Here is a 24,332-nt window from a genome sequence, read left to right as displayed (position 1 = left end):
CACGGCGACAGTTCGATCTACGAAGCCCTGGTCCGCATGACGCAGGACTGGTCGATGCGCGTGCCGCTGATCGACGGCCAGGGCAATTTCGGCTCGATGGACCCCGACCCCGCCGCGGCGATGCGCTATACCGAGGCCCGGCTGGCGAAGTCCGCCAATTACCTGATGGACGACCTCGACAAGGACACGGTCGACTTCCAGCCCAATTACGACGGGTCGGAGCGCGAGCCGCAGGTCTTGCCGGCGCGCTTCCCCAATCTGCTCGTTAACGGCGCGGGCGGCATCGCGGTCGGCATGGCGACCAACATCCCGCCGCACAATCTCGGCGAAGTCGTCGACGCCTGCCTCGCCTATATCGACAATGGCGCGATCACCACCGAAGAGCTGATGGAAATCGTCCCCGGTCCGGACTTCCCGACCGGCGCGATCATCCTCGGCCGCGCCGGTGCGCGCTCCGCCTATGAAACCGGGCGCGGCTCGGTGATCGTGCGCAGCCGCCACAAGATCGAGACCGGGCGTGGCGACCGCACGTCGATCGTGCTCACCGAAATCCCGTTCCAGCAGGGCAAGAACGCGCTGGTCGAGAAGATCGCCGAGGCCGCCAAGGACAAGCGTATCGAGGGCGTCAGCGACATTCGCGACGAATCGAACCGCGAAGGCGTCCGGATCGTCATCGACCTCAAGCGCGACGCGACCCCCGAGGTGGTGCTCAATCAGCTGTGGCGCCACACGCCCGCGCAAGGCTCGTTCCCCGCGAACATGCTCGCGATCCGCGGCGGCCGCCCCGAGCTGCTCAACCTGCGCGACATTATCAGCGCGTTCGTGCAGTTCCGCGAACAGGTCATCACCCGCCGCGCCAAGTTCGAGCTGAACAAGGCCCGCGAACGCGCGCATATCTTGCTCGGTCTCGTCATCGCGGTCACCAACCTCGACGAAGTGGTGCGGATCATCCGCGGGTCGTCGAGCCCAGCCGAGGCGCGCGCCAAGCTGCTCTCGCGCGAATGGCCGATCGCCGAGATCGCGCCGTACCTGCGGCTGGTCGAGGCGCTCGAGACCGATGTTGCGGGCGACACCTATCGCCTGTCCGAAGTGCAGGTCCGCGCGATCCTCGACCTGCGCCTCCACCGCCTCACCGCTTTGGGCCGCGACGAGATCGGCGACGAGCTCAAGGCGCTCGCCGATTCGATCGCCGAGCTGCTGGCGATCCTCTCCGACCGCGTGAAGCTCTACGAGGTGATGCGCGAGGAATTCCGCGACGTGCGCGAGCAGTTCGCGACGCCGCGCCGCACCGAGATCGCCGCCGCCGCCGACGGGATCGACGACGAGGACCTGATCGAGCGCGAGGACATGGTGGTAACCGTCACCATGGCCGGCTACATCAAGCGCACCCCGCTCGACGCCTTCCGTGCGCAGGCGCGCGGCGGCAAGGGCCGCGCGGGCATGGCGACCAAGGACGAGGATGTCGTCACCAAGCTGTTCGTCACCTCGACGCACACGCCGGTGCTGTTCTTCTCGACGCTCGGCCGCGTGTACCGCATGAAGGTCTGGCGCCTGCCCGAGGGCGGCCCGGCGACGCGCGGTCGCCCGATGATCAACCTGCTCCCGCTCGAACAGGGCGAGACGATCTCGACCGTGCTGCCGCTGCCTGAGGACGAGGCGGAATGGGGCAAGCTCCACGTCATGTTCGCGACCGCCAAGGGCTCGGTGCGCCGCAACTCGATGGACGCGTTCACCAACGTGCCGTCGAACGGCAAGATCGCGATGAAATTCGAGGGCGATGACGCCGACGACCGGCTGATCGGCGTGGCGTTGCTCGACGAGGGCGACGATGTGCTGCTCGCCACCCGCGCCGGCAAGGCGATCCGCTTCGCCGCCGACGAGGTGCGCGAGTTCCAGAGCCGCAACTCGACCGGCGTGCGCGGCATCGCGCTCAAGGGCGACGATCAGGTGATCTCGCTGTCGGTGCTGCACCGCGTCGGGGTCCGCGACCAGGAGGAGCGCGACGAATATCTCCGCAACGCCCCGTGGAAGGAACGCGAGGGCGAGCTGACGATGCCGCTCGACCGCTTCGAGGAGCTGCGCGCACGCGAACAGTTCGTGCTCACGGTCTGCGCCAACGGCTATGGCAAGATCAGCTCGGCCTATGAATATCGCCGCACCGGCCGCGGTGGGCAGGGCATCACCAATATCGACAATATCGCGCGCAACGGACCCGTCGTCGCCAGCTTCCCCTCGACCAAGGCCGAGCAGCTGATGCTGGTCACCGATCAGGCGAAGATGATCCGCATGCCGCTCGGCTCGCTGCGCGTCATCGGCCGTGGCTCGGCGGGCGTGCGGCTTTTCAACGTCGCCAAGGATGAGCATGTCGTCTCCGCCGCGCGGATCGACGAGGAGCCCGAGCCCGAGGATGCCGCCGAGGCGCTGGTCGCCGAGGAACTGGCCGGCGACACGGCGGTTGCGCCGGTGGATGATGCGACGGTCGGCGACGATGCCGCCGCCGGCCCGGAGGATGGTGAATGACCGACACGCCGCTGACCGCCTACAAGGTCCTGACCGCCGAACAGATGACGACGCTGGAGCAGGACGGGCGGTTCGGCGGCGCGCCGATCGACGTGGCGGACGGCTACATCCATTTGTCGACCGCCGATCAGCTCGCCGGGACGATCGACAAGCATTTCGCCGGGCAGGACGACCTCCACATCGCCGCCGTCGACCTCGCCGCGCATGGCGACAAGGTGAAGTGGGAGGAGTCGCGCGGCGGCCAACTCTTCCCGCATCTCTATGGTGAGATGTTGCTGGAGACGATCGTCGCCTATGGCCCGCTCCACCGTCGGGATGACGGCACCGTGATGCTTCCCACCTCGGGATGAACACCGCAGAGGCATAGAGCGCCTCCACCCTGGGCAATAGCTCGCGCGGCCGTTTTACTACCTCCTAACCGTTGCGCCGATGCCTGCCGCTCTGCATCGTGGATCCAATGAAGAGCGATGCCGCCACGTCGACCGATGCGATCGGACCGGGCAAGAACCACTATGTCATTCTGGACGGCCTGCGCGGCGTAGCGGCGCTGATGGTAGTGATCTTCCACCTCTTCGAGCCATTTTCGTTCGGCGATCCACAGCGTCAGATCGTCAACCACGGCTACCTCGCGGTCGATTTCTTCTTCCTGCTGTCAGGCTTCGTGATCGCCTATGCATATGACGATCGTTGGGGCGATATGAGCGTCGGCGATTTCATCCGTCGAAGGATCGTCCGCCTTCATCCGATGGTCGTGCTCGGCGGCGTTTTTGGCGCCCTGCTGTTCGCCTTCCAAACCTCGTCGGCGTTCCCGAAGATCGAAGGCAATTCCGCGGGCTATGTCATCGCGGTGATGCTCCTCGGCTTCACCATGATCCCGCTGCCGAAAAGCGCCGATCTGCGCGGCTGGGACGAAATCTATCCGCTCAACGGACCGCAATGGTCGCTGTTCTACGAATATGTCGCCAACATCCTCTACGCGATCGGGCTGCGTCGGCTGTCGAACCGCGCCATGGCAACGCTGGTCGCCGCGGCGGCGCTTGCGTTGCTGCACCTTGCCGTCTTCGGGCCACGTGGCGATCTGATCGGCGGCTGGGCGCTCGACTTCAACGGGATCAGGATCGGGCTCAGCCGGGTCATTTTCCCTTTCTTCGCAGGGGTGCTGATGAAGCGGCTCGGCGCGCGGATCAGGATCCGTCATGCCTTCGCGATCGGCAGCCTGCTCCTCGTCGCGGCCCTCAGCCTGCCGCGCTTCGGCGGGCCCGATCACCTCTGGCTGAACGGAATCTACGAAGCGGGTTGCGTGATCCTCGTGTTCCCGCTGATCGTCGCGCTGGGCGCGGGTCAGAAGACGGTCGACGGAGCATCGGTGCGTGTCGCCCGCTTCTTCGGCGATCTGTCCTTTCCGCTCTACATCACGCACTTCCCCCTCATCTATATCTATACCGCCTGGGTCACCGATGCGCGCCCCGGCGCGGCGGAGGGCACGCTCGTCGGCGTAGCGCTGCTGTTTACCGCCGTGACGATCGCTTACGTGAGCTTGCGCTTCTACGACGCACCGGCCCGCGCGTGGCTGGCGTCGCGGCTGTTGCGTCGAACTCGCTGACGAGCGCTTCCGCCAATTACCGGCGCGTCGGATGTTGGCTTCTGTCGGGAAGCGTCGGGAAAGACTCGGCCGGGTGACGTGCTGAAGCGTCCTCTAAGCGCTCGCATCTGAAACCCTCGCCGAAGTATCGCGACATCGCTGAGTGTGCGCGAGCGCGTCCCTCAATCGTGGAGAATCGGGCCGATGGCGTTGATCGTCAGTTGCAGGCTGAGGGCGTGTTCCATCTGCGGGCGCGCGCCGGCGCGCGCGAACCGAAACTGGTTCAGGTAGCCGATGTCGAGCATCGCCTTGCGGGCGACCAGCGGCAACGTGATGCCGAGCATGTTGCGCATCCGCTCATATCCCGCGCGCTGTCCCCAACTGGTGGAATTGGGCAGGAAGAAGCTTTCGTGCGATGCGAAAAACGCGAACCTTCCGCTGCGTAGCGGGAAGTTTCGCCGAACGAGCGGGCGGATACGAAAGCCGATCTCATCCCCACCGGGGTTGAAGCGCTCGTCCACGCGAAAGCGTGCGACGAGGTTCCCTTGTGACAGAATCATTTGCTGACGCAGGCGGTTCTCGTGAACGGACGGTCCGGACGCGCTGAACAACCCGACGCGGCGATAGCCGAACCCCAATTCGATCGCCTTGCTGGCTTTCCAACCGAGCAACCCGCCATATTCGGTCTGGCTGATCCCGTCGGCACGGTCGCCCCAGCGCCCGATCTGTTCGAGCGTCACGCGTACCTCGGGCGTCAACGGTACGTTGACGTTGACCTGCTCCCAGAATTGTTCATCCTCGACCTGTGCCGCAGCCGGTCTTGCGAAGATCACCGCACCGAAGAGCAATGCGGCATAGCGCAGTACGGACACGAACACCCCCTGAAGGTCCCTTTCGGCCGCATATAGCGATGGTGCGGCCGGGCACCATCCACTGTGGGCGCCAACTCAGTAGCGCGGCTTCATTCATCGTATAAAATCTGTCGCTTACCGCAAAAATATTGCTGCTATAAAGATCCGCCGCTCCGCTTCGTCGGCGCGAGGAAGGCGAACAGGGACAACGCGTCGTCTCCTCGCGCGATAGAATGAAGACATAAGTCGGGAGAGGAACATGAGGTCGTGGTGGATGCTGGCCGCCTTGGGCGCCAGCTGTTCGATGTCGTCGTTGGCGCTGGCGCAGACCGCGCCTGCCGCCCCAGCAGATCCGCAAGGCCCCGGCGCGCTTGCGCTACCTGGACAAGCGTCTGCCCCGCCCGCAGCCGATCAGGCGGCACCGCCGCCGGAGGCTGGCGCCGCCGACGACATCGTCGTCACCGGCATCCGCGCCAGCCTGAGCTCGTCGGCGCAGACAAAGCGCGACGCCAATCAGATCGTCGACTCGATTTCGGCCGTCGACGTCGGTAAATTCCCTGACGCGAACATCGCGGAATCGCTCCAGCGGATCACCGGCGTTGCGATCGATCGATCGGGTGGCGAAGGGCAGTTCATCACCGTGCGCGGGCTTGGGCCGGAGTTCAACACCGTGCTCGTCAATGGCCGTGTGATGGCGACCGACAATGCGGGTCGCGAGTTCTCGTTCGACGTCCTGTCCTCGAACATGATCCAGCGTACCGACGTCTTTAAGTCGCCGGTGCCATCGCTGCAGGAAGGCGGGATCGGCGCCACGGTCAACATCGTCACCGCCCGACCGCTGGAAGGGCGCAGCGGGTTCCACGCGGCGGCGCAGATCGGCGGCATCTACGACAGGTTGCGCGAGAAGGTTTCGCCCGATCTTGCGGCGACCGCCTCCTGGACGAACCCCGACAAGACGTTCGGGATCTTGCTTGCGGGTTCGTACACGAAGCGCAAGAACCAGGCCGATACGATCGCGATCGACGGCTGGATCAATGGCCGCCCCGATATCGTGCAAACGATCGGGGGCGTGCCGACGCTGATCACCGGCTCCGACCCGCGCTATCCGGTGACCGGCAACGCCAACCTGCCGCAAAGCGTCTATTACCAGCGTGCACAAGAGGAACGCGAGCGGATCAACGTGTCCGGTGCGCTGCAATTTCGGCCGACCGACACGCTCGAGGTCACCGTCGACGGCATTTATTCCCGCTTCAACGTTTCCGGCGTGACGCGCCGGCTCGATAACTTCATGGCGGCGCCCTATTTCGAACCGACCTTCGACGGCTCGAACACCGCCACCAGTCTGACGATGCTGGGCCGCGACTTCATCGCGCAGAACCCGCAATTTCTGGCGGCCAATCCGGGCCTCACGAACAATGGCGTCAATGCGAAGGTCGATCACGTCTATAACACGACCAATCGCAAGTCGGACAGTTACCAGATCGGCGCCAATATCAAGTGGAGCCCAGCCGAGAATGTCGAGCTGAGTTTCGATGCCTCGACTACCGGCGCGAACCGCCGCTCGCCCAATGCCTATCTGGTTTACGGTGCGTTGCTGCCGTATAGTTATGAGTTCTCGCTTGATGGCGGAAAGGGCATTCCGTCGATCTCCTATGACAATAACGTCATCAACAATCCCGACCTGATGCGACTGCATTACATGGGCATCGATGCCAATCGCACGCGTGATCGTGGATCGGAATACCACTTCGACAGCAAATGGACCGTAGACGGTTCGATCCTGCGCAATGTGACGCTTGGCGGTTCCTATACGGAGCGACGCAAGATTAACCGCTCCTTCAACAACAGCGACTCGAACTGTACCTATTGCGGATATCAGGTGCCGATTGCGCAGGGTTTGCTGAAGCCATACGAATGGGGCGACCTGCTCGGGGGTGGCCAGAACATCCCGCCATCGCTGTTCGAGGTCGATCCGCAGGCGTTCCTCGCCTATCTGAACGATCCCGCGACGCTGAACATCCCCTCGAACGGACGGACGCCCGCGCAGCAGGCGGCCTTTGCCGCGCAGGTACAAGCGCTGGAGGGCGGCCCCTTTGGTGTCCGTGAACAATTGCGCGGCACCGTCAACGTGCAGGAGCGTTTGACCGCCGGCTATATCAACATGAATTTCGGCGGCGACCGCTGGAGCGGCAACGCCGGCGTGCGCGTGATCCGTACCCAGGTGCTCTCCTCGGGCTTCGACACGCCGGTCACCGGCATCAACAACACGCCCGGTGACGACACGCTGCAATATACCTATGGCCCCGCCACCGCGATCTCGGTGCGAAGCAGTTATGTAAACGCGCTGCCCTCCGCCAACATCAAATATAACCTGACCGAGAAGCTGATCGCGCGCGCCGCCTTCTCGCAGACGATGACGCGCCCGACGCTGACCGACCTCGGCGTCAATAACGACTTCGGCGGGCGTATTGCGGTTCCTCTGTCGTCGGGCGGCAACCCCAATCTGCTACCCTTCCGCTCGACCAATTACGATCTGGCGCTGGAGTGGTACATTTCGCGCGTCAGCTATATCAGTGTGGGTGGCTTCTATAAGGATTTGTCCGACTTCCTTGAACTGCAGACGTTGCCGGTCGAGCGCTTCGGCCGGATCTACCAGGATACCCGCACCCGCAACGGCCAGAGCGGAACGATCAAGGGCATCGAGGTTGGCGGCCAATATTCGTTCGATGCACTTGGCGGCTTCGTTGGCGGCTTCGGCGTGACCGGCAATTACACCTATGTCGCAAGCAGCGCCGAACGTGATCAGACGCTCGCGGACTTTTCGTGCGGCTACAACGGTCTTTCACCGCATTCGGCGAACGGTAGCGTATTCTACGAGAAATACGGCCTGTCGGCACGCGTCTCGTACAACTGGCGATCGGATTATCTACGCAATTGTCGCGACAGCCAGTCGCGTCCACGCAATCGCAGCGCCTATGGCCAGCTCGACTTCAACGTGTCGTACGATCTCACGCCCAATTTCCAGGTCTATGTGCAAGGTGTGAATGTGACGAACGAGTATATTGACGAGTGGTCGGCGATCAAGGAACGCTATCTGCTCCAGCAGGAAACCGGCGCGCGGTACAATTTCGGCGTGCGTGCCAAGTTCTGACACGGACATAAAGCGGGGCTGCGCCGACGGGCGCGGCTCCGTGCTTCGTTCGCGCGGCACCGACCAAGTTGACAGCGAACGTCCGCCCCGTACACGCTGCGCCGCGACGAGGATCGCTGGCGACCGCGGGGAGAAAACAGGATGACGTTGCAGACGATCGATCTGGTCGTGGTAATTGGCTACGCGATCGGTATCTTCGTGCTCGCGCAGTGGGTTAGTCGCGACAAGGCTGGCGAGAGCAAGGACACGTCGGACTATTTCCTCGCCTCCAAGGCGCTGCCGTGGTGGGCGGTCGGTGCGTCGCTGATCGCGGCGAATATTTCGGCCGAGCAGATCGTCGGCATGGCGGGATCGGGCTATGCGATCGGGCTGGCGATCGCCTCCTATGAGTGGATGGCCGGCGCTACATTGTTGATTGTCGGCAAGTTCTTCCTGCCGATCTTCCTCCACAACCGCATCTATACGATGCCGCAATTCCTCGAGCAGCGGTATGGCACGTCGATCCGCACGATCATGGCCGTGTTCTGGTTGGCGCTGTATATCTTCGTAAATTTGACGTCGATCATCTGGCTGGGTTCGATCGCGGTGACGCAGGTCGCCGGGATCAACCAGGACGTGGCACTGATCGGGCTCGGCGCCTTTGCCGTGCTTTATCAGCTACGTGGTGGGCTGAAGGCGGTGGCGTTGACCGACATCGTGCAAGTCACGCTGCTGGTATTCGGCGGGTTGCTCGTCTCGGCGCTGACGTTGCAGGCGATCGGAGGCGACGAAGGCATCATCGGCGGCTTTTCGGAGCTGACGCGGCGTGTGCCGGACCATTTCGACATGATCCTGTCGCCAGATAATCCGCATTATAAGGAGCTGCCGGGCCTTGCGGTGCTCATCGGTGGCATGTGGATCGCGAATTTGAGCTATTGGGGGTTCAACCAGTACATCATCCAGCGCGCATTGGCCGCAAAGAGTCTGCCGGAAGCGCAGAAGGGGATTGTGTTCGCCGCCTTCCTGAAGCTGCTCATGCCGCTGGTCATCGTCCTGCCCGGCATAGCTGCGGTGGTGCTGGCCCCCGACCTCGCCAAGCCCGACCAGGCCTATCCGGCAATGCTGCGGCTGCTGCCGCCCGGATTGCTGGGTCTGGTGTTCGCGGCATTGATCGCGGCGATCATTGCGTCGACGGCGTCGAAGATCAACGCGATCGCCACGATCTTCACACTCGACCTCTATGCCAAGCAGTTCAGCCGGAAGAACGCCGCCGAAGACGACCGCGCCGACCCGGCACAGGAGCGGCGGCTGGTGCTGGTCGGGCGCATCGCGGCGTGCGTTTCGATCGTCATCGCGATGCTGACCGCGCGACCGTTGATCGGACAGTCGGACCAGGCGTTCCAGTTCATCCAGGAATTCTCCGGCTTCTTCACGCCGGGGATCACGGTCATCTTCCTGCTCGGCCTGTTCTGGAAGCGTGCGAACGAGGCGGGGGCGATCGGCGCGGCGGTGGCGTCGGTGGTGTTGTCCTACGTGCTGCGCGCCGCTTTGCCCGACCTGCCGTTCCTCAACCGCATGAGCCTGGTGTTCCTGCTGAGCCTCGCGCTGGCGGTGGTGCTGTCGCTGCTGGTGAAGTCGAACGCGGACGCCAACCGCGTCACCGTACAGGGCACTGATTTCCGCACCACGACCGGCTTCAACGTCGCGAGCCTCGGGATCGTGCTCATCCTGATCGCCCTCTATGCGACATGGTGGTGATCGGTCGGGTTAGCGCTATCAACATGATCGGGCGTCCCCTTACCCGTTCGCATCGATCGGCATTGGCAAGCTACGGGAGATAGCGTTATCAGCACTGCCGAGTCAGAACGATGATAGAAGGCAGGCGGGGATGACGATGCGGGGCGTGAGCTATCTTGCGGTGGCATTGATGACGGTCGCGGCGGGCGGGGCCGCGGCGCAGGTTGCCCATCCCGACCGCTGGCCGGTCGCGAAGAGTACCGGGCTGGTCGATCCGGCGACCGAGGCGAAGGTCGCCGCCCTGCTCGCCCGACTCTCGCTGGAAGAGAAGATCGGCCAGATGATCCAGGCCGATATCGGCGCGATCAAGCCCGAGGATCTGCGCAAATATCCGCTCGGCTCGATCCTTGCCGGCGGCAGTTCGGCACCGCTCGGCAGCCCCGATCGCTCGCCGGCCGCGCCGTGGGTGGCGACATCGCGCGCGTTCAACGCGGTGGCGATGGAACAACGCGCCGGACACGTCGCAATTCCGCTGATGTTCGGGGTCGATGCGGTACACGGCAACAACAATGTCGTCGGCGCGACGCTCTTCCCGCACAATATCGCGTTGGGCGCGATGCGCGACCCGGCGCTGATCCGCCAGATCGGCGCGGCCACCGCCGCCGAAACGGCGGCGGCCGGGATCGACTGGGCGTTCGGCCCAACAGTGGCAGTGCCGCAGGACGATCGCTGGGGGCGCAGCTACGAGGGCTATTCGGAGGACCCGGCGGTGGTCGCCTCCTATGCCGGAGCGATGGTTGAGGGATTGCAGGGCGTCGGCGCCGACCGCGGCATCCAGCACGGGCATGTCGCCGCGAGCGTCAAGCACTTCCTCGGCGACGGCGGGACCAAGGACGGCGTCGACCAGGGCGACACGCAGGTCGACGAAGACACGCTGATCCGCATCCATGCCGCCGGTTACCCGCCCGCGATCAAGGCGGGCGCGATGACGGTGATGTCGAGCTTTTCGAGCTGGAACGGGCAGAAGATGCACGGCAACCGCTCGCTGCTGACCGACGTGCTCAAGGGCCGGATGGGCTTCGAGGGGTTCGTCGTCGGCGACTGGAATGGCCACGGGCAGATCCCCGGCTGCACCAACAGCGATTGTCCGGCGACGTTCAACGCCGGGCTCGACATGGCGATGGCGCCCGATAGCTGGAAGGGCCTGTTCGACACGACGCTCGCCGCCGCGCGCGCCGGCAAGATCCCGATGGCGCGGATCGACGATGCGGTGCGGCGGATCCTGCGGGTCAAGATGAAGCTGGGGCTGTTCGACCCGGCCCGCCCCTATGAGGCGCAGCCGCAGCAGCTCGGGTCGGCGGCGCACCGTGCGATCGCGCGCGAGGCGGTGGCGAAAAGCCTCGTGCTGCTCAAGAACAGCGGCGTTCTGCCGATCAAGGCCAGCGCCAATATCCTCGTCGCGGGTGACGCGGCCGATGACATCGGCCGGCAGTCGGGGGGCTGGACCTTGTCGTGGCAGGGTGACGGCAACAGCAATGCCGACTTCCCCGGTGCGACGTCGATCTTCGCCGGAATTGCCGCGGCGGCCAAGGCCGGCGGCGGCAGCGCGACGCTGTCGGCCGATGGTCGGTTCACGACCAAGCCCGATGTCGCGATCGTCGTATTCGGCGAGCAACCCTATGCCGAGATGCGCGGCGATGTCCGCACGCTGGAGTTCGAGGCCGGCGACAAGCAGGCGTTGGCGCTGCTAAAGACGCTGAAGGCAGCGGGCATTCCGACCGTGTCGGTGTTCCTCTCCGGCCGGCCCTTGTGGGTGAACCCGGAGCTGAACCAGTCGGATGCGTTCGTCGCCGCGTGGTTTCCCGGCTCCGAGGGCGAAGGCGTCGCCGACGTGCTGATCGGCGGGAAGCGCGACTTCACGGGTACGCTGTCGTTCAGCTGGCCCAAGACCGCCGGGCAATTCACGCTCAACCGTGGTGCGCCCGGTTACGACCCGTTGTTCCCGTTCGGCTATGGCCTGAGCTACGCCAAGCCCGGCAAGGTCGCCGCGCTCAGCGAGGTCGCGGGCGTCGATGCCAGCCTCGCCAATACCAGCCTGTTCTTCGCGCGCGGGAAGGTCCCCGCCCCGTTCCGGCTCGACCTCGACCCGGCCGTCACGCGCGCCGCGGTCGACAGCGCGACCGCACAGGAAGGCGCGGTGCGGCTGACCTGGAAGGGCAAGGGCGCGGCGAAGATCGCCGGGCCGGACCTGTCGCTGGTGCGCGAGACCAACGCCGACCTGAACCTGCAGATCACCTATCGCGTCGACACGCCAGCGAAGGGCGCGGTCGGGCTGGCGCTGGGCGGCGGGCGCGTCGACGTGGCGCCGCTGCTCGGGAAGAGCGGGTGGCAAGTGCTGCGCGTGCCGCTGAAATGCTTCCGCGATCGCGGCGCGGCGGTCGATAAGGTATCGACCCCGATGGCGATCGATGCCGATGCGCCATTCGCACTGTCGGTGTCGGACGTGCGGCTCGCGACCGATCCGGCCGGGGCGACCTGTCCGGCGGCATGATGCGGGTGGAGGGCGGGGTCGCTTCCCCGCCCACAGGCGTTTGACGTTCCCCCCGGTGCCGGTCATCACGGGCGCATGAACCATCTCGTTTCGCGTCGCGACACCCTGCTCGGCCTGACCGCCGTCACCGCTGCCACCGCCGCCGGGGCGACACCGCCCGGCGAGCGCGCGCAGGCGTTCCTTGATCGCGTCGCGTGGCAGTTGCTCGAACTCCAGCCAGAGCGCGCGACGACACTGGGCGTCGACGAAGGCGCCCATGCCGGCTTGCGGCGGCGGCTGGAAGATCGCTCCCCGGCCGGCGTCGCTGCGCGCCAGCGCTTCCTGAGTGGCGCGCTCGCCGAACTTGCGACGCTGCCGCGCGCCGGGCTCGACCCGTCGACCGCGACCAGCCTCGCGGTGGTCGAGAGCGCATTCCGCACCGCGCTCGACGGCATGGCGCTGCCGTACGGCGTGGCGACGATCGGCGACTGGCGCAACACGCCCTATGGTGTCGTGCAGAATGTCGGCGCGTGGCTGGACGTGCCGCAGATGCTCGACGGCGACCAGCCGGTGCGCGACAAGGCCGATGCCGACGCCTATCTCGCGCGGCTCGCGGCGATGCCGGCGCAGCTCGACGGCGAGACGCTGCGCATCCGCCATACGCGCGCGCTGGGGGTCGTGCCGCCGTCGTTCCTGCTCGACAAGACGATCGCAGGGATGACGCGGACCCTTGCCGAGGCGGCGAACGAGGACGGGCCGCTGATCGGTCCGCTGGCGCGCAAGGGCAAGGCGGTGCCGGGCGACTGGACGACCCGCGCCGCCGCGATCGTGCGCGGCGCGATCGTCCCGGCGCTGGAGCGGCAACTGACCGAGATCCGCGCGCAGCGGGCGGTGGCGACCGCAGCGCCGGGGTTGAACGCGCGCCCGCACGGCGAACAATGGTACGCCTGGGGCCTGCGTGCGGGCACCACGACGCGCAGGAGCGCGGCGGACCTGCATGCGATGGGACGCGCGCGGCTGGCCGACCTTCAGGCGCAGATGGACGTGATCCTGCGCAAGGAAGGGCTGACGCAGGGCAGCGTCGCCGAGCGGACGATCGCCTATCAGCAGCGTCCGGGCATCGGCTTTCCCGACGGCGACGAAGGGCGGCGTCAGATCGTCGCTTACATGCAGGGCCGCATCGACGCGATCCGCCCGAGATTGCCGCAGGCGTTCCGGCGGCTGGCGCGCGGCAACCTCGAAATCCGCCGGATGCCGCTGGCGCAGGAGCCGGGCGCGCCCGCAGCCTATGGCGGCCCCGGCACGATCGACGGTCGCGAGCCGGGCAAGGTGTGGATCAACCTCGGCGATCCCTCGATCCACAATCGCGTGACGATCCCCGATCTCGTCTATCACGAGGGTATTCCCGGCCATGTCTGGCAGGGCGAATATGCGCAGCGGCTGCCGCTGATCCGCTCGATCCTCGCCTTCAACGCCTATTCGGAAGGCTGGGCGCTCTATGCCGAGCAACTCGCCGACGAGCTGGGGATGTACGACGGCGATCCGGCCGGGCGGCTCGGCTATCTGATGGGGCTGGCGTGGCGCGCGGTGCGGCTGATCGTCGACACCGGCATCCATGCGATCGGCTGGTCGCGTGACAAGGCGCTGGCCGAGTTCATCGCCGCGACCGGGCTGCCGCGCAGCAATGCCGAGAGCGAGGTCGATCGCTATTGCGCGTGGCCGGGTCAGGCGTGCGGCTATGAGGTCGGGCGCGCCGAGATCGTCGCGCAACGCGTGCGGGCGCAAAAGGCGCTCGGCGCCCGCTACGACCTGCGCGACTTCGATCAGGCGGTGGTCGATGGCGGGAACGTGCCGTTGACCGTGCTGGCCGATAACGTCGGGCGCTATATCGGTCAGCGCTCGGCCTGAGCACACGCCCGCTTGCCTTCGCTCGCCGGCTCGGCAACGATGCCGGCAAAAGGGGAGTTCAGGGGTGGTCAAGGCTTTACTCGCAGCTCTTGCGATGACGACGGCGATGCCCGCGGTCGCGCAAGCTCCGGCACCGGGCGCGGTGACCTACATCCAGGCGGGGGCGTTGCTCGACCGGCCGGGACAAGCGCCGCGCGGGCGCACCACGATCGTCGTTCGCGACGGCAAGGTGGCGGAACTGCGCGAGGGCTTCGTGGCGCCCGAACAGGGGGCGAAGCTCGTCGACCTGCGCGACGCATTCGTGATGCCGGGGATGGTCGACATGCACGTCCATCTATGGGGGATCGGCGGCGACCCGATGCGCGCGCGGCTGGAGGCGCTGACGCGCGACCGCTTCGATGACGAGATGACCGCCGTCGCCAACGCGCGCGCGACGCTGGCGGCGGGGTTCACCTCGGTGCGCGATCTCGGCGGCGATCCGCGCGGCATCCGCGCGCTGCGTGACGCGATCGACGCCGGGACGGTCGAGGGGCCGAGCATCACCAACGCGGGCGAGATGATCTCGGTGACCGGCGGGCACGGCGATGCCGGCAACGGGCTCGGCGAAGAGTTCGCGGAGGCGGTCCACGCGCATGAGATCAACCTGTGCGACGGCCCCGACGACTGCCGCCGCGCGGTGCGCGCGCAGGTCGGGATGGGCGCGAAGGTCATCAAATTCGCCGCGACCGGCGGGGTGCTGTCGAACGTCAGCGGCGGACTGGGACGGGCGATGACGCTGGAGGAAATGCGCGCGATCATCGACACCGCGCACGCGCTGGGCCGCAAGGTCGCCGCGCACAGCCACGCCGCCGAGGGGACGAAGGCCGCCCTGGAGGCCGGGGTCGACTCGATCGAGCATGGCACCTTCCTCGACGACGACACGATCCGGCTGTTCAAGGCCAAGGGCGCGTATCTGGTCCCGACCGAGATCGCGCCGGTCGCGGCACTGGCGCAGGCGCGCGGCGGGGCGTTGCCGCCCGCGACGATCGCCAAGGCCGAGCAGGCCGCGGCGGCGATGGCCGCCAACCACCGGCGCGCCTATGCGGCGGGCGTCAAGGTGGCGTTCGGCACCGACACCGGCGTGTCGAAGCATGGCGACAATGCCAACGAATTCGCGTTGCTCGTCAGGAACGGCCTCACCCCGGCGCAGGCCATCGCCGCCGCCACGACGGGTGCCGCCGACCTGCTGGGGCGCGACGACATCGGGACGCTCGCGCCGGGCAAGACCGCCGACATCATCGCCGTGCGCGGCTCGCCGCTCGACGACGTCACGCGCCTGGAGCATGTCGACTTCGTCATGCATCGCGGCACCGTCGTGAAGCTCCCCGCCACCGCTGGCTGATCTTTCTGAAGGAACGTCTCCTTGCGCCTGACACTCGCCCTCGCCCTGCTCGCCGCCGCCCCGGCCGCGGCACAGCAACAGCCCAATGCCGCCCCCGCCGACGCGCCGACCCGGCGTTTCACGGGGGAGGATCTGTTCGGCCTGTCGATCGCCGCCGATCCGCAGATCAGCCCGGACGGACGCACCATCGTCTATGTCCGGCGCAGCGCCGACATCATGACCGACCGAATGCAATCGTCGTTGTGGCTGATCGACGTCGCGAGCGGGCGGCAATCGCCGTTCGCGACGCAGGGATCGAGCCCGCGCTGGTCGCCCGACGGCACCCGCGTCGCTTATGTGGCGGGTGACGGCAACGGATCGCAGCTGTTCGTCCGCTGGATCGCGACCGGCGCGAGCGCGCGCGTGACGGGCTTCCCCGGCGATCCGCAGGCGCTCGCCTGGTCGCCGGACGGCACGCGGCTCGCCTACATCGCCACGATCGCGGGCGAGCCGACGACGCTGGGCAAGGCGCCGGCCAAGCCGGAGGGCGCGAAATGGGCCGAGCCGCTGACCGTCATCGACCGGATCAACTATCGCAACGATGGCGGCGGTTACGTGAAGCCAGGTCGCGACCATCTGTTCGTCGTCGCCGCCGACGGCGGGGCGGCGCGGCAGCTTACGTTCGGTGGGTTCGACGACGGGGGGCCGCTGTCATGGACCCCGGACGGACGCGAGATCGTGTTCACCGCGATCCGCGGACCGGACGCCGAGCGGCAGATCTTGAATTCGGATGTGTTCGCGGTGAATGTCGCCACCGCCGCCATGCGGACGCTGACGACGCGTGACGGGCCGGATGCGCAGCCGCGCGTCTCGCCGGACGGCACCCGCATCGCATGGCTCGGCTTCGATGATAAGCGACGCAGCTATGAGAATACCCAATTGTACGTCGGCGATCGCGATGCCGGTGCGCCGCGTTCGCTGACCGCATCGCTCGATCGTGGCATCGAGGAAGCGACCTGGGCGGCGGATGGCCGCAGCCTGTATGCGAGCTACGACGATCGCGGACAGCGGCGGATCGCACGGATCGGGCTCGACGGGCGTGTCCAGTCGCTGATCGACAATGTCGAAGGCGGCGGGATCGATCGGCCCTATACCGGTGGCGACTTCTCGGTCTCCAAGGCCGGGACGATCGCCTATACCGGCGGCGACGCCAGCGCGCCTGCCGACGTGTGGGTATGGAGCGGCGGAAAGTCGCGACGGCTGACCCATCTCAACGACGTGCTGACCTCCTCGAAGATACTGGCGAGCGTGCGCAAGATCGCGGTCACCGCGCCCGATGGCCGCGCGATCGACGCCTGGCTCGCCACCCCGGCCGGCCGGACGCCCGGCGCACGCGTGCCGCTGATCCTCGAAATCCATGGCGGGCCGAACAGCGCTTATGGCCCGAGCTTCGCATCCGACGTGCAGCTCTATGCCGCCGCGGGTTACGCGGTGCTGTGGACGAACCCGCGCGGCTCGACCTCCTACGGCGCCGAGTTCGCGAACCTGATCGACAAGAACTATCCGTCGGCCGACTATGACGACCTGATCGCCGCGGTCGATGCCGCGATCGCGGACGGCACCGCCGATCCCGACAATCTGTTCGTCACCGGCGGATCGGGCGGCGGGGTGCTGACCGCCTGGATCGTCGGCAAGACCAACCGGTTCAAGGCGGCGGCGACCCAGAAGCCGGTCATCAACTGGACCAGCGAGGCGCTGACCATGGATGCGACGCTGTTCACCTCACGCTACTGGTTCAGCAAGCTGCCGTGGGAAGATCCGATGAGCTATTGGAATCGCTCTCCGCTCAGCCTGGTCGGCAATGTGAAGACGCCGACCCTGGTGGTGGTGGGCAGCGAGGATTATCGCACGCCGGTGAGCGAGTCCGAGCAATATTATGCCGCGCTCCAGATTCGCGGCGTGCCGACCGCGCTGGTGAAGGTGCCGGGGGCGAGCCATGGTGGGTTCACGTCGCGTCCGTCGCAGTCGGCGGCGAAAGCGTCGGCGATCATCGCTTGGTTCGACCGCTATCGTACCGGCGGGGGTACCGCCCAGCCCTGAGTCCACGAAGCTCCGCTCCATCATTGACCAAGCCCACCGACCCCGTTAACGCGACTTATTCGCACTAGCGGGGGAAGTGCTGGTTCATGACGCGTTCGGTTCTGTTTCAAATTCACTGGTTCCTAGGGATCACCGCCGGGCTGGTGCTGGCGGTGATGGGCGTGACGGGCGCCCTGATGAGCTTCGAGCCGGAGATCCTGGCCGCGCTCAATCCCGGCGTGGTCACCGTCTCCCCCTCACCCGGCGCCCCCCTTCCCGCGCCGGCGTTGATCGAGCGATTTTCCGCGCAGCGTCCCGCCGCGAAGATCATTCGCGTGATCGTCGAACGCGATCCCGGTCGGGCGGCGGCCATCACCTATTCGGTGAAGGAATCGAAGGCGCGCCGCCGCAGCTTCCTCGACCCCGCGACCGGCAGGCTGCTTGGCGAGCCGCGCGGCGAAGGTTTCTATGGCGTCGTCGAGGATTTGCATCGCTGGCTCGCGCTGCCCGGCGCAGGCAATGGCATCGGGCGACAGATCACCGGCTTCGCGGCGCTGTCGCTCATCTATTTCGCACTGTCCGGCCTGTATCTGCGCTGGCCGCGACGGCCGCTCGACTGGCGCAACTGGTTCGTCCTCGATCTGCGGATGACCGGGCGCAACCTGTACCGCGCGCTTCATGCGGTGATCGGCGGTTGGGTGCTCGTCTTCTACCTCGTCAGCGCGGGCACCGGGCTTTGGTGGTCCTATGACTGGTATCGCAGCGGCGTGCAGCACCTGCTGTCGGTCGAGCGCCCACACGAAGGGCGCGGTCGTCCCGGCAAAGGCGCGGACGCGGACCTGCCGCGCGCATGGCAGGCCTTTGCGCGCGTCACCGCCGGCCAGCCGTACGAGAGCGTAACCGCCACCAGTCGCAACGGCACGGCGGTTCAATTCCGTGGCAAATTGCCCGGGGCGCGCCACGATCGCGTCTCTGACGAGCTGACGATCGACAGCACCAGCGGCAAGGTGCTCTCCGACTCCCGCTACGCCGATCGGGCGTTGGGCGAGGACATCGTCGCCAGCGTCTACGAAATTCATAGAGGTGCCTATTTCGGCATCCTTGGGCGGGTCGCGATCATGCTGGCCAGCCTGACGATGCCGCTCTTCACGGTGACGGGGTTCCTGCTGTATTTCGCGCGCCGACGTCGCAAGCGCGCGCTGGCGGAGGTCGCCGCCGCTGCCCCCGCGGCGACGCCCGACGCCGCGACGACATTGGTCGCCTATGCCAGCCAGACCGGCTCGGCGGAGCGGATCGCGCGACTGACTGCACAGGCCTTGCCGAACGCCGCCGCGCTGCCGATCGCCGCGCTGGACCGCGCTGCCCTGGCACGCGCCGAGCGCGTGTTCGTCGTCGCCAGCACCTATGGCGAGGGCGAGCCGCCCGACTCGGCTCGGGCGTTTGCGCGGACGATGGCCGCGGCACCGGGCGACCTGTCGCATCTGTCCTATGCCGTGCTGGCATTGGGGGACCGAGAATATCGGGACTTCTGCGCGTTCGGCCACCGGGTCGACCACTGGCTGCACGACGCCGGTGCGGTGCGACTGTTCGACCTGATCGAGGCGGATGGCGAGGATGCCGACGCGCAGCGCCAGTGGCAGCAGCAGCTTACCGGGCTGGGCGCACGAACCGACGAGCCGGACTGGGCACCCGCACCGATGACCGAGTGGCGGCTGAGCGAACGCCGCCTGCTCAATCCCGGTAGCGTCGGCGCGGCGGCATGGCATGTCGCGCTGGAACCGCTCACGGGGCCAGCCACCTGGCAGGCGGGCGACATTCTGGAGCTGTTGCCGGAGCAGGACCCGGCGCGCGTCGAGGCGTTCATCCTCGCCAACGGTCTGGCTGACACGCTAGAGAGTCGCGCGACGTTGATGACGCGGCTGCTGCCGTCCGATCCCGGCGACGCCTTCGATCCCGATCTGCTGAAGCCGTTGCCGCACCGTGAATATTCGATCGCATCGATCCCGGAGGACGGACGGGTCGAACTGATCGTGCGCGCCTGTCAGGCGGCGGACGGCTTTGCCGGGCTCGGCTCCGGCTGGCTGACGCGCGGCGCGGCGCTGAACGGCGTCGTGCGCGCCCGCATCCGCCGGAACCCCGCCTTCCATGCCCCCGCCGATCCCGCGACGCCGCTGATCCTGATCGGCAACGGCACTGGCCTGGCCGGTTTGCTCGCGCACCTGCGCCAGCGCGCCGTCGATGGCGGCGCACCGGCGTGGCTGTTCTTTGGAGAGCGCAACGCCGCGCATGACGATTTCCATGCCGACGTGCGGGCGGCCCTTGCCGCGCGTGGCACGCTGACGGAGACGTTTTGCGCCTGGTCACGCGACGAAGGAGGGCCTCGCTACGTGCAGGATGCGGTGACGCAAGCGGCCGCGCGGCTCGCCGCCGCGATCCGCGCGGGGGCGGCGATCTACGTCTGCGGCAGCATCGCCGGGATGGCACCGGGCGTCCATGCCGCCCTCGCCGCGATCGTTGGCGAGAACGCCCTGGAGGCGATGCTGGAGGAAGGGCGCTACCGTCGCGACATCTATTGATCCACGGCCTCTCGCTCATGTGGATCAACGACAGTGCTCGCAACAGGGATCATGACACCCGCGCAGGGCCTTAGGAAAAGGAGCCGCGCCATGGCTGACGCAAAGACCCCCTCGCCCGGCGCCTCGGCGTTGCTGATCATCGACATGATCAACGATCTGGCGTTCGACGGCGGGGAAGCGCTTGCCCCCCCGGCGATCGCCGCGGCGGAGCGCATCCGTCGGTTGCGCGATGCGGCCGATGCGGCGGACGTGCCGGTCATCTACGTCAACGATAATTTCGGGCATTGGCTGTCCGAACGCTCGGCGATCATCGATCATTGCCGCGCGGAAGCGTGTCGTGGAAAGCCGCTGATCGACCTCCTCCATCCTCGCGATACGGATTATTTCATCGTGAAGCCGCAATTTTCGGGCTTCTACGCGACCAATCTTCCCGTGCTGCTGCCGCAACTGGGCGTCAGCCGTCTGATCCTGTCCGGGATCGCCGCCGACATCTGCGTCCTGTTCACCGCCGCCGACGCGCATATGCGCGACTATGCGCTCTGGGTGCCCGAGGATACGGTCGCCAGCGAAGCGCGCGAACACCAGCAATGGGCGCTTGAGTTGATGCGGCACAGCATGTGCGCGGAAACCGCGTCTAGCGACGCATTGTCGCTGGACGCCTGGCTGGAGCGCGCAGACGCCGATGAGGCGACGGAGGCTCGCATCGGTGACAGCGAAGCCGGGAGCGCCGGCTCGTAGCGGCATCGCGCTGGTCGAGCGACTGGGTGCCGAACGGCCGATCCAATAGCGAAATGCCGCCCGTCCCTCGACCGGGACGGGCGGCATCCATGGATCACAGCTTGAGCGAGACGCCCGCCACGATCTGCCGGCCGAGTAGGTCGTAACCCATGATCGTATTCCCGCGCAGCAGGCCGATCTTGGCACGGCTGTCCGGGACGAGCGGCGGGTCGCGATCGAACAGATTGTTCGCGGCGATGCGGAACGTCATGCGCTTGCTGATGTCGAAGCCGAGCGCGACGTCGATCCAGTTGTACGCGTCGATGCCCGGATACTGATCGCGACGCTGGCTTTCGTCCTGCACCGGAATGCCGGTATCGGCGGGCGCGTAGAAGGTCAGCGGCATGGCACCGCGATGACGCCAGTTGACCGAGACGTTGGCGATGCGCTCCGGCGCGAACCACGTCACGCGCATCTGGTGCTGCCAGCGCGGCAGGCTCTCGCCGCAACCCGCGCCATAGTAACCGGTGCAGTTGCGGCGGATCGCGGCCGGTGATGCCTGTCCGCCGTTGCGCGTCATCAACGTGCCGTTGAAGCTGACGTCGAGCGAACCGACGTTACCCAGGCCGACGTTATATTGGCCCTGGAAGTCCCAGCCATAGGATTGCTCCTTATAGCCGTTCGACGAGCCGCGCGCGACCCAGCCGGTCGACGGGCTGGTCGCTGGCGAGCTGGACAGCGTACCGGTGCCCGGGTTGCGAACGATGCCGCGACAGAAATATTCCAGCCCGGTGGTCAGACACTCGTTGATGATGTCCTGCGGCTGGAGGAACACCAACTGATCCTCGAGATCGATCAGCCAGCGATCCACCGACACCACCAGCCCCGGGATGAAGCGCGGCCGCAGCACCACGCCGAACGTCTTGGTGTAGGCGGTTTCGGGGGTCAGGTTGAACCCGCCTTCGCGCACCGTGCAGCGATCGTCGGGGCAGATCAGCGTCGTGCTGCCGTAAAGGTTGGCAGGCAGCCCGGTGTTGGCGCATTGCGCCGCCGAATAGGCGGGCGCGAGGCGCGGGCCGTTCGGATTGGCGGAGTTGACGCGCGGGGCGCACGGATCGGCGTAGAAACCCTGGTTCCAGAACACGTTCGCCGCCCCGGCCGCCGCACCGACGCCGGGTGCCGCCTGCGCCTTGTTGTACGAGGCGCGGAAGGTGATGTCCTCGATCGGCGACCACAGACCTTCGACCTTCCAGGTGGTGAAGCGGTTCTCGAGGCGGTTGTACTTCGAGACGCGATAGCCGCCGTTGAATTGCAGCAGTCGCGTCCATGACTGGTTCTCGACCAGCGGCGCCTGGATTTCGGCATTGGCCTCGAAGATGTTCTGCGTGACGCGCTGGTTCTGGCCGCCGTTGTTCTCGATGTAGATCTCGTTGACGATCGTCCGCTCCATCTCCTCGCGATATTCCGCGCCGAGCGCGACCGCGACGCCCTGCTCCGCGAACGGCGAGGTGATGCCGTACTTTCCGAGATCGCCGCTGGTGGTCGCCAGGAACTGCAATAGCCGCGGGATGCGCGTGCTGATCCCGCCCGACGCCGCACCATACAGGTAATCGTTGGTCGCCTGATCCTTGTTGAACGGCACGAAGGCGTTGAAGGGCACGCAATTCGGATCGGTGCCGTTCACGACCGAGCGGCAGGTCGGTACGCCGCCGACGTTCACCACATCCAGCGAACGATTGACGTTGGCGAACGGCGCCAACGGCACGTCGATCGTGTCCAGCCGCGCGCGCGAGATCATCGCGGCGACGTCATAGGTCCACACATCGTTCAGGCCCTTGCCGCGCAGCCCGGCGACGATGCGATACCCTTCGTTGGTGAACTTCTGCTGGACCAGCGGCAGACCGTCGAAGCGATAGCGGACGTCAATCGGCGCATATTGCCCTGCCACGCCGGCATTCGCGCCGCAAAGATCGCTGGCCTGCGATGCCGACAGGAACGGATTGTCGCAATTCACCCGGTAGGGGTCGGACCCGAACGCGCCGAAGTTGTAGGTGCGATTGAGGATCGTGTTGTTCGACTTGTCCCGATAGAACAAGGCGTTGGCGTAGAGTTCGATGTCCTTGCTGATCTCGGCGGTCAGGAAGCCGCCGACGTTGACGCGCTCGAACGGACGCTGGAAGGCGTGATCGTCGTAGGGATTGGCCGACGCGCCCGACGGACCGCTGTTGATCGGGATGAACGTCCCATCGCCATTGGGATTGTTGACCAGTTGCTGCCCTGCGCGCGGACCACTCTGCGGAATGATCGTCCCGGCAGGCGTGAAGCTCGCGCGGTTGCAGCCCAAGGGCGCATTGTTGGCCGACTGCGTCACCTCGCACGTCGCGGTCGAGCGGTCGCCCAGCTTCACCAGATTGGACTGGCGATAGTTGATGAAGCTGGTGAAGTTCACGCGACCGTCGAACAGATTGGTGCCCGCCGCCAGACTGATGTCGCTGCGCGCACCGTCATTGGTGAGCCCGTTGGGCGAGTTGAAGCCGGCGCGGGCCGCTGCGTCGGTCACCGCATTGCGGCCGTTGTCGTGATTGAAGAAGCTGTAATTGGCATCGATGCGGATGCCTTCGAAATTCTTCTTCAGGATGAAGTTCACGACACCCGACACCGCGTCGGAGCCATAAACCGACGAGGCGCCGCCGGTCAGCACGTCGATCCGCTCGACCAGCGCATTCGGGATGATGCCCACGTCGACGGTATTGGGAAGGCCGATGCGCAATCCGTCGATCAGCATCAGCGTGCGCTCATATCCGAGGCTCCGCAGCTTGATCCGCTGACGGCCCTCTGAGTCACTGAAATTCTGCTCGGAATTGACCTGCACCTGCGGCAGGCGGTTGACCACTTCCTCGATCGTGGTCGCGCCCTGCGCGGCGATGTCGAACGCGGTGGTGGTCACGATCGGCGCGGCCGAGCGGTTGTTGGGACGCACGATGCGCGTGCCGGTGACGACCACATCCTGCGCGGTGTCGCTGCTGCTGGTGGTCGTGTCGCGCCCGACGTCGGCGGCCAGTTTCGCCGACGCGACCGGATCGCCGATCGGCGGAACCGGCGCTCCCTCCGTCTGCGCCGCGGCCAGCGATGGCATGGCAATCAGTGCGGCCACGCAGCATCCGCTGGCCAGCAAATTCCTCAACGTCATTGGTACTACTCCCCTACGCTCCCTGAAGCGTCGAGAAATCAGCCCGCGTCCGCCTTTCCGGTGGATCGTCAGCGGCTTATCTCCCAGCGCCAGCGATTGAGGTGTGTCACCGCCAAGATGATTTAACAATGAAAATTTGTTTCAAATCATCG

The 24,332-nt window shown here is 66.3% G+C and carries 13 protein-coding genes; 11 read left to right on the top strand and 2 right to left on the bottom strand.

Going from position 1 to position 24,332, the window contains the following annotated elements; genetic code table 11:
• The 3 genes from gyrA to PGN16_RS05395 form a co-directional block, all read left to right on the top strand.
• A partial coding sequence (gyrA, locus tag PGN16_RS05405; RefSeq protein ID WP_335308361.1) for a DNA gyrase subunit A occupies positions 1-2,520 on the top strand: 2,520 nt, incomplete at its 5' end.
• Positions 2,517-2,870, top strand: coding sequence for a DUF952 domain-containing protein (locus tag PGN16_RS05400; RefSeq protein ID WP_335308360.1), 354 nt, complete (start codon positions 2,517-2,519; stop codon positions 2,868-2,870). The genes gyrA and PGN16_RS05400, both read left to right, overlap by 4 nt.
• A gap of 107 nt (positions 2,871-2,977) precedes the next feature.
• Positions 2,978-4,123: an acyltransferase family protein gene (locus PGN16_RS05395; protein WP_335308359.1), complete on the top strand. Its 1,146-nt coding sequence runs from the start codon at positions 2,978-2,980 to the stop codon at positions 4,121-4,123.
• Between the two features lie 161 nt (positions 4,124-4,284).
• On the opposite strand, the gene PGN16_RS05390 is transcribed toward PGN16_RS05395, so the two are convergent.
• Positions 4,285-4,974, bottom strand: coding sequence for a DUF2490 domain-containing protein (locus PGN16_RS05390; RefSeq protein ID WP_335308358.1), 690 nt, complete (start codon positions 4,972-4,974; stop codon positions 4,285-4,287).
• A 238-nt stretch (positions 4,975-5,212) separates the two neighbouring features.
• Between PGN16_RS05390 and PGN16_RS05385 the strand changes: the two genes are divergently transcribed.
• From PGN16_RS05385 to PGN16_RS05350, 8 genes are all read left to right on the top strand, one after another.
• Positions 5,213-8,104 carry a TonB-dependent receptor gene (locus PGN16_RS05385; RefSeq protein WP_335308357.1) on the top strand — a complete coding sequence of 964 codons (2,892 nt, stop codon included), beginning with the start codon at positions 5,213-5,215 and terminating at the stop codon, positions 8,102-8,104.
• A 141-nt stretch (positions 8,105-8,245) separates the two neighbouring features.
• A complete protein-coding gene (locus PGN16_RS05380; protein WP_335308356.1) occupies positions 8,246-9,841 on the top strand; it encodes a sodium:solute symporter family transporter in 1,596 nt (531 codons plus the stop codon).
• A 136-nt stretch (positions 9,842-9,977) separates the two neighbouring features.
• Positions 9,978-12,371 (top strand): glycoside hydrolase family 3 N-terminal domain-containing protein, encoded by a 2,394-nt coding sequence (locus PGN16_RS05375; protein WP_443019583.1) that lies wholly within the window; start codon positions 9,978-9,980, stop codon positions 12,369-12,371.
• A gap of 75 nt (positions 12,372-12,446) precedes the next feature.
• The gene (locus tag PGN16_RS05370; RefSeq protein ID WP_335308355.1) at positions 12,447-14,258 is read left to right on the top strand and encodes a DUF885 domain-containing protein; all 1,812 of its coding nucleotides are present in this window, start codon (positions 12,447-12,449) and stop codon (positions 14,256-14,258) included.
• A gap of 94 nt (positions 14,259-14,352) precedes the next feature.
• The gene (locus PGN16_RS05365; RefSeq protein WP_335308354.1) at positions 14,353-15,639 is read left to right on the top strand and encodes a metal-dependent hydrolase family protein; all 1,287 of its coding nucleotides are present in this window, start codon (positions 14,353-14,355) and stop codon (positions 15,637-15,639) included.
• Between the two features lie 21 nt (positions 15,640-15,660).
• Positions 15,661-17,718, top strand: a complete 2,058-nt coding sequence (locus tag PGN16_RS05360) for a S9 family peptidase (RefSeq protein WP_335308353.1) — start codon at positions 15,661-15,663, stop codon at positions 17,716-17,718.
• A gap of 86 nt (positions 17,719-17,804) precedes the next feature.
• Positions 17,805-20,273, top strand: a complete 2,469-nt coding sequence (locus PGN16_RS05355) for a sulfite reductase flavoprotein subunit alpha (protein ID WP_335308352.1) — start codon at positions 17,805-17,807, stop codon at positions 20,271-20,273.
• A 90-nt stretch (positions 20,274-20,363) separates the two neighbouring features.
• A complete protein-coding gene (locus tag PGN16_RS05350) occupies positions 20,364-21,011 on the top strand; it encodes a cysteine hydrolase family protein (protein WP_335308351.1) in 648 nt (215 codons plus the stop codon).
• A gap of 94 nt (positions 21,012-21,105) precedes the next feature.
• Here PGN16_RS05350 and PGN16_RS05345 read toward each other — a convergent pair whose 3' ends face one another.
• Complete coding sequence (locus PGN16_RS05345; protein WP_335308350.1) at positions 21,106-24,126, bottom strand: TonB-dependent receptor domain-containing protein; 3,021 nt, start codon at positions 24,124-24,126, stop codon at positions 21,106-21,108.
• Positions 24,127-24,332 lie beyond the last annotated feature (206 nt).

This window comes from Sphingomonas phyllosphaerae, assembly GCF_036946485.1.
Taxonomy (GTDB): Bacteria; Pseudomonadota; Alphaproteobacteria; order Sphingomonadales; family Sphingomonadaceae; genus Sphingomonas; species Sphingomonas phyllosphaerae_E.
This window is presented reverse-complemented; position numbering and strand designations above follow the sequence as displayed.